This window comes from Treponema endosymbiont of Eucomonympha sp., assembly GCF_001028545.1.
In genome coordinates this window covers 1-870 of the sequence record NZ_BBPW01000257.1, presented here as the reverse complement: position 1 = coordinate 870, position 870 = coordinate 1, and the positions used below count along the sequence as shown (strand labels likewise).

Genomic DNA, 870 nt, shown 5'->3' with positions numbered 1-870 from the left:
CGCCGCGGGAATCAGTATCTTGAACACAAAGGGAAAGCCGGAAAGCCCGTAGTTCCTGCCGACCATGCGGAGCGTGCCGCTCACGCCCATAAAGCCGGAATGGATATTGAGCGCGACCGGCCATATCACCGAGTGAACAATCACGAACATGATGCTGGGGTTTCCAAGCCCGAACCAAAGCAGAGCCAGCGGCAGCAGCGCTATTGCCGGCAGCGGGTTGAACATTGCGGTAAGGATTTCCAGAAAATCGGTGCCTATCCGCGTCGTAACGGCAAAGACGGTGAGCAGCCCCGCCAGCAGGACGCCGATAAGGTAGGCGAAAAAGATGACGCGGAGCGAGACGGCGGTGCGGGCGGGCAACTCGCCGCTTCGCACCGCTTCGGCAAGCCCGCGCAGGGTATCGGTCAGCGTGGGGAACATGAGCTTGTTGCCGAGCGCTGCCGCGTATCCCTGCCACGCGAGCGCAAGCAGCAGGAGCAACGCGCCCTTCCTGAACGCGGAACACTGGTACAGTTTTTCCCACGGCGAAAGCCGCCGCGCGCTGATTTCGCCCTCGGCGTCAGGGTCTTGTTTCGGCGTATGTTCCATAGAGCGCTCCGTTTGCCCCTCAGATGACGGGGTTCAGTTTATCCTTAAAGAGGGTGCGGGAGATTTTTTCTTTCAGCGCGGCGTATTCGGGGCGCGTGCGCGAGTCGGCGCCCGACCAGTCGACGCTGATTTCGTCGACGACGCGGCCGGGGTGCGGCGAAAGAAGCACGATGCGGGAGCCGAGCACCAGCGCCTCGTCTATGGAATGCGTTACGAAAATCAGCGTAAACCGAGTGTCCGCCCACAACGCAAGCAGGTCTTCCTGCATTTGCTGCCGCGTGA

General features: G+C 61.1%; 1 protein-coding gene and 1 pseudogene. Both read right to left on the bottom strand.

The genetic code is table 11. The annotated features are described in order from the left end of the window. Positions 1-588, bottom strand: a 588-nt coding sequence (locus AWU74_RS06375; protein ID WP_368853464.1) for an ABC transporter permease, incomplete at its 3' end; no start/stop codon positions are given. A 19-nt stretch (positions 589-607) separates the two neighbouring features. After that, a pseudogene (locus AWU74_RS12470) lies at positions 608-870 on the bottom strand (hypothetical protein); the annotation flags it as partial.